We start from the raw sequence: 6,467 nt of genomic DNA on the forward strand, positions 1-6,467 counted from the left end.
CCGGTACGACAAGCGCGCCTACGTCTTCCACGGCACCGTCACCGTCGCATCAATCCGACTCTGGCTCCGACGATGATCCGCCGTACAGAACCTAGGCCGAACGGGCAACAGATGACAGCTGACAGAAAACGAAATCTGTCAGCTGTCATCTGTTCGCCGTCACGCGCCGGTCGTGCGATCCGGCTACGACCCGATTACGACCCGGCTAAGGCTCGACCCGCCCCGTCACCTCGCCGAAGCCGACGACCGTCCCGTCCGGGCCCGGAGCCGTCGCGGTGATCGTCACCTCGTCGCCGTCCTCCAGGAACGTCCGCGTCGTGCCGTCCGCCAGCTTCAGCGGCTCCTCGCCGTTCCAGGTCAGCTCGATCAGCGCACCCCGGGTGTCCGGCTCCGGCCCGCTGACCGTCCCCGACGCGAACAGGTCGCCGGTGCGCAGCGACGCGCCGTTGACCGTCATGTGGGTGAGCTGCTGTTGCGCCGTCCAGTACATCGACGCGAACGGCGGCCGGGAGACGAGGTGCCCGTTCAGCCGGACCTCCATCGCCAGGTCCAGGCCCCACGGCTCGCCGCCGCGGTCGTCCAGGTACGGCAGCGGCTCGACGTCGCGCTCCGGCGGGCTGACCCGGGCGTGCTGGAGGGCGTCCAGCGGGACGATCCACGGCGAGACCGAGGTCGTGAAGGACTTGCCGAGGAACGGGCCGAGCGGCACGTACTCCCAGGCCTGGATGTCGCGCGCGGACCAGTCGTTGACCAGGCATACGCCGAACACGTGGTCGCGGAAGTCGTCCAGGACGACCGGCCGCCCGAGCGTGGACGGCGCGCCGACGACGAAGCCGACCTCGGCCTCGATGTCGAGCCGGCGCGTCGGCCCGAAGGACGGCACCGCGTCGGCCGGCGCCTTGCGCTGCCCGTGCGGGCGCACGACCGGGGTGCCGGACACGACGACCGTCCCCGCCCGCCCGTGGTAACCGATCGGCAGGTGCTTCCAGTTGGGGGTGAGCGGCTCCGAGCCCGGGCGGAAGATCCGGCCCAGGTTGGTGGCGTGGTGCTCGCTCGCGTAGAAGTCGACGTAGTCCGCGACCTCGAACGGCAGGTGCAGCTCGACCTCGCCCGCCGGCAGCAGCGCCGGGGTCAGCGCCTCGCGGTAGGACTCGTCCGTCAGCCACAGCGTGAGGTCGGCCCGCACCTGCGTCCAGGCCGAACGCCCGGCGGCCATCAGGGGGTTGAGCGAGTCCGCGGCCAGCAGTACCGACGGCGACCCGGCGGCACGGGCGGCGGCCCCGGCGTCGAGCACGAAGTCCCCGACGCGCACGCCGATCCGGCGCCGCCCGGGCTGGTCGGCGGCGGTGAAGACGCCGTACGGCAGGTTGTGCACGCCGAACGGCGAGTCCTGGGCGCTGGCGAGCCAGCTGCGGGGGGTGCTCAACGGTCCTCCTGGGCGAGTGGGCTGGGCGACAGCAGGCCGAGCGCGGCCAGGTCGTCCAGGGGTTCGGCGATGCTGCAGGTGCCGAACGCGGTGAACGAGTTGCGGATCACCGTAACCTGGTGCGCGCTCAGGGCGCGGACGGCCTTGGCCAGCACGTGGCCGTCGCGTTCCGCCAGCACCTCGGCGGCCGCGGCGCGGTCCGTCTCCTGCGCGGCCAGCAGCACGTTGAGGAAGCCGTGGTGCTCGAAGCCGGTCACCGGATCGGTGTGCCGGACGGCGTTGTGCAGCCCCGCCGTGCACTTGTACGGCAGGCCTCGCCGCGCGCAGCCGGTGAGGAACGCGGCCAGCTCGTCCTCACCCGGGAAGGCCTGCGCGACGACCCCGCCGGTGCGGAACTTCGCCCGGTAGGCGCTGTCCACCAGGGCGTCCAGCGTCTCGTCCAGCCCGTCCCCGTGCAGGAGTTCGCGCGGCAGTTCGACGGCGGCGGGCACGTCCGGCGGCAGCAGCCGGTCCAGCTCGGCCACCGCCTCGTGCACGTCCCGGGTCGCGAGCTCGACGCCCGCGACCTCGAACGGCCCGGCGGCGGCGAGAGCCGGCCCGAGCTCGGCACTGCCCCCCGGCAGCACCAGCCCGATCCTCAGCGGCCCGGTGCCCTCCACCGCCGCGGCCAGCTCGCCCAGCCGGCCCGCCCCGCACAGGAACGGGCCGACCGCGTCGGCGTACCAGGCCGTGCGGTGGGCGCGGTGCGCGGGCACCGCCTCGGCGACCGGCAGGTTCCCCGGCGGGAACACCGCCGCGTCGTCGAAGAGTCCGCGGAACAGGTCCGGGATCGCGGAGCCGCCGGCGCTCATCGCCCGGGCCCCCGGCCCGACCACGTCCACGCGTAGTTCGCGTCCTCGCTGGCCCGGCCGCCCTCGCCCAGCTCCAGCGGGCGGAACGTGTCCACCATGACCGCGAGCTCGTCGAAGAACTCCGCGCCGATGCTGCGCTCGTACGCGCCCGGCTGCGGGCCGTGGGTGTGCCCGCCCGGGTGCAGCGAGATCGAACCCTGGCCGATGCCCGAGCCCTTGCGGGCCGCGTAGTCGCCGCCGCAGTAGAACATGACCTCGTCGCTGTCCACGTTCGCGTGGTAGTACGGCACCGGGATCGACAGCGGGTGGTAATCCACCTTGCGCGGAACGAAGTTGCAGATCACGAAGTTGTTGCCCTCGAACACCTGGTGGGCCGGCGGCGGCTGGTGGATCCGCCCGGTGATCGGCTCGAAGTCCCGGATGTTGAAGACGTACGGGTACAGGCAGCCGTCCCAGCCCACCACGTCGAAGGGGTGGTGCGGCACGGTGTAGCGGGTGCCCGAAATCCCGTTCGGTCCACGGTGCTTGACCAGCACGTCGACGTCCCCGGGGGTGTCGACGACGAGCGGCCCGACGGGCCCGCGGAAGTCCCGCTCGCAGTACGGCGCGTGCTCCAGCAGCTGCCCGTACTTGGAGAGGTAGCGCTTCACCGGCGTGATGTGGCTGTTCGCCTCGATGCAGTACGCCCGCAGCGGCTCGTCCCCGGAGGGCACCCACCGGTGCGTGGTCGCCCGCGGGATGATCACGTAGTCGCCCGGGCCGACCTCCAGCGCGCCGAAGACCGTCTCCACCGTGCCGGAGCCGGACTCCACGTACACGCACTCGTCGCCGAGCCCGTTGCGGTACAGCTCGCTCGGCGCCCCGGCCGCGACGTACGAGATCCGCACGTCGCCGTTGCCGAGGACCAGCCGGCGGCCGCCCACCACGTCCGCGGCCTTCCACTCCTGGCCGGCGAACAGCTCGTGGAGCTTCAGGTGGCGGGGGAGCAGGGGATGGTTGGGCACCGTGGACTGGTCCGGCAGCTCCCACGGCACCGCGTTCACCACGGCGGACGGGATGCCGCGGTGGTAGAGCAACGAGGAATCGGAGGAGAACCCCTCCTCGCCCATCAACTCCTCGTAGTACAGCCCGCCTTCGGGTGTGCGGTGCTGCGTGTGCCGCTTGGGCGGGATGCTGCCCAGCTGCCGGTAGTACGCCATCTCCCTGCTCCTCCTCGACCGTGCTCAGCCGCTCGTGCTCACGGTACGTCGACCGCGTTCACGGTACGTCGACCGTGTTCAGAGTTCCGCGACCCTCACAGGTTGCCGCGGGCCTCCTGCTCGCGCTCGATGGACTCGAACAGCGCCTTGAAGTTGCCCTTGCCGAAGCCGAGCGAACCGTGGCGCTCGATGAACTCGTAGAACACGGTGGGGCGGTCGCCGATCGGCTTGGTGAAGATCTGCAGCAGGTAGCCGTCCTCGTCGCGGTCGACCAGGATGCCGCGCTTCTTCAGCTCCTCGATCGGCACGCGTACCTTGCCGATCCGGGCGCGCAGCTCCGGGTCGTCGTAGTACGCGTCCGGGGTGTTGAGGAACTCGACGCCGCGCGCCCGCAGGATGTCGACCGTGGTGAGGATGTCGTTGGTGGCGAGCGCCATGTGCTGGCAGCCCGGACCGGTGTAGAACTCCAGGTACTCGTCGATCTGCGACTTCTTCTTGGCGATCGCCGGCTCGTTCAGCGGGAACTTCACCCGGTGGTTGCCGCTCGCGACGACCTTCGACATCAGCGCGGAGTAGTCGGTGGCGATGTCGTCGCCGACGAACTCGGCCATGTTCACGAAGCCCATGACCCGGTTGTAGAACGAGACCCACTCGTCCATCTTGCCGAGCTCGACGTTGCCGACCGCGTGGTCCAGCGCCTGGAACAGCCGCTTCGGCGAGCCCTCCGGGTGCTTGACCCTGCTCTCCGCGACGACGTAGCCCGGCAGGTACGGGCCGTGGTAGCGGGAGCGGTCGATCAGGGTGTGCCGGGTCTCGCCGTAGGTCGCGATCGCGGCGCGGCGCACGGTGCCGTTCTCGTCCGAGACGTCGTTCGGCTCCTCCAGCACGGTGGCGCCGGTCGCGCGGGCGTGCTCGATGCACTTGTCGACGTCCGGCACCTCCAGCGCCAGGTCGACGACGCCGTCGCCGTGGCGGCGGTGGTGGTCCAGCAGCGGGCTGTCCGGCTGGACGCCGCCCTTGATCACGAAGCGGCACGAGCCGGAGCGGAGCACGAAGGCCTTGCGGTCGCGGCGACCGGTCTCCGGGCCGGAGTAGGCGACCAGCTCCATGCCGAACACGGCCTGGTAGAACTGCGCCGTCTGGGTGGCGTTGCCGACCACGAACACGACCGCGTCCTGGGCGGTCACGGGGAACGGGTCGGTGGCCGGGTCGTGCTCGACGAGGCCGACGAGGCGGCGCAGCTGGTCGGCGTCGAGACCGGCCTCGCGCTCCTCGGGGGTCAGCTCAAGGGCGTGGGACTGCGGGGTCATCGGTCTTCCTCCACTTTGGGCCTCGGCTCTGAGGCGTCCGCTTGAGGCGGCCGCGCCGCTGATGGGGGTGGGCGGTGCGGCTGAGCGGAGAGCTTGCTCCTGTCCTGGTGGTTGGGCAACAGGTCGGTTTTTCACTGTTCAATGTGTACAAGCTGATCAGGAAATCCCGCGTTCGGCTGCGCAATATGCGCTGCTGATCGGGGTCGATTCACGAACTCTGCGTAACCGGTTCGAAGGGGTCGCCCGGTGCTCGGAGGTGGTGCCGGAACCAGTCCCCGGCCAGCTCGGCGACCTGGTCCAACGTGCCCGGTTCCTCGAACAGGTGGCCCGCCCGGGGGACCACCGCGAGTTCACTCTCGCAGCGCAGCCGGGCCCGCGCCCGCCGGTTGAGGTCGATCACCGTGCCGTCGAGGCCGCCGACGACGAGCAGGGTCGGGGCGGTGACCCGGCCCAGGGCGTCCGGCCCGGCCAGATCGGGGCGGCCGCCGCGTGACACCACGGCGCCGACCCCGCGCCCGAGGTCGGCGGCGGTGTGCAGCGCGGCGGCGGCGCCCGTGCTCGCGCCGAACAGGCCGAGCGGCAGGGCCCGGGTCGCTTCCAGGGCGGTCAGCCGCTCGGCGACGGCGGTCAGGCGGGAGCCGAGCAGGCCGACGTCGAACACCTTGCTCCGGTCCGGCTCCTCGGCCTCGGTGAGCAGGTCGAACAGCAGCGTGGCGAGGCCGGACTGGTTGAGGTGGCGGGCGACGTGCCGATTGCGGGGGCTGTGGCGGCTGCTGCCGCTGCCGTGTGCGAAGACGACGATGCCGCGGGCGTCGGCGGGGACGGTCAGGTGGCCGGGCAGGCGGACGCCGGCGGCGGAGAGCTCCACCTCGCGGTCGAGGGCGACGGGCGCGGGCGGGCGCTCGCCGCGGGCCTCGGCCAGCAGGCTCAGGACCTCGTCGTCGCCGGTCTGGGAGAAGTCGCCGTAGAACTCGCCGATCGCGAAGAACGGGGACGGCGTGGTGACGCAGACCAGTTCGTCGGCGACGTCGGCCAGGCGGTCCGTCCAGTCCCGGGGGGCCACGGGGACGGCCAGGACCACGCGGGCCGCGCCGCGGGCGCGCACGATCCGGCAGGCGGCCCGGGCGGTGGAGCCGGTGGCGATGCCGTCGTCGACGACGATGACGGTCCGGCCGCGCAGGTCGGCGGGCGGGCGGTCGCCCCGGTAGCGGCGGGCGCGGCGCTCCAGCTCGGCGCGCTCGCGCCGCTCCACGTCGGCCAGTTGATCGGGGGCGATCCCGCCGAGGCGCATCACCTCGTCGTTCAGGACCCGGACGCCGCCCTCGCCGATGGCGCCCATGCCGAGCTCGGGCTGGTAGGGCACGCCGAGCTTGCGGATCACACAGATGTCCAGGGGCGCGCCGAGCGCCGCGGCGACCTCCGCGGCCACGGGCACCCCGCCGCGCGGCAGGGCGACCACGACCGCGTCCGACCCGCTCAGGTGCCCCAGGCGGGCGGCCAGTCGGCGGCCCGCGTCGGTGCGGTCGGTGAAGTGGGTACCGGTGACGTGCATCGCGCAGCCTCCGAGTTCCACGGTACGTCGGGTGGGCGGGGCGGGGGTGGGCGAGGACAGCGTCGAGCACATGCTGTACGTCACCTGTCTGTTATAAAAATCTAGGAGCGCTCGGGGGAGTAGAAGGTC

General features: G+C 72.1%; 5 protein-coding genes. All 5 read right to left on the reverse strand.

The window, feature by feature from the left end; all coding sequences use genetic code 11:
- Window positions 1–205: 205 nt before the first annotated feature.
- The gene (fahA, locus tag ACFV4G_RS31710) at window positions 206–1,426 is read right to left on the reverse strand and encodes a fumarylacetoacetase (protein WP_380445563.1); all 1,221 of its coding nucleotides are present in this window, start codon (window positions 1,424–1,426) and stop codon (window positions 206–208) included.
- Complete coding sequence (locus tag ACFV4G_RS31715; protein ID WP_380445564.1) at window positions 1,423–2,307, reverse strand: hypothetical protein; 885 nt, start codon at window positions 2,305–2,307, stop codon at window positions 1,423–1,425. Before ACFV4G_RS31715 ends, fahA begins: the two co-directional genes overlap by 4 nt.
- Window positions 2,274–3,476 (reverse strand): homogentisate 1,2-dioxygenase, encoded by a 1,203-nt coding sequence (locus tag ACFV4G_RS31720; protein WP_380445565.1) that lies wholly within the window; start codon window positions 3,474–3,476, stop codon window positions 2,274–2,276. The genes ACFV4G_RS31715 and ACFV4G_RS31720 overlap by 34 nt, the downstream gene beginning before the upstream one ends.
- Window positions 3,477–3,571: 95 nt before the next feature.
- The gene (gene hppD / locus ACFV4G_RS31725) at window positions 3,572–4,786 is read right to left on the reverse strand and encodes a 4-hydroxyphenylpyruvate dioxygenase (protein WP_380445566.1); all 1,215 of its coding nucleotides are present in this window, start codon (window positions 4,784–4,786) and stop codon (window positions 3,572–3,574) included.
- Between the two features lie 208 nt (window positions 4,787–4,994).
- Window positions 4,995–6,338 carry a phosphoribosyltransferase family protein gene (locus ACFV4G_RS31730; RefSeq protein WP_380445606.1) on the reverse strand — a complete coding sequence of 448 codons (1,344 nt, stop codon included), beginning with the start codon at window positions 6,336–6,338 and terminating at the stop codon, window positions 4,995–4,997.
- Between the last annotated feature and the right edge of the window lie 129 nt (window positions 6,339–6,467).

This window comes from Kitasatospora sp. NPDC059747 (assembly GCF_042732955.1).
In the GTDB taxonomy this organism is placed as follows: Bacteria; Actinomycetota; Actinomycetes; order Streptomycetales; family Streptomycetaceae; genus Kitasatospora.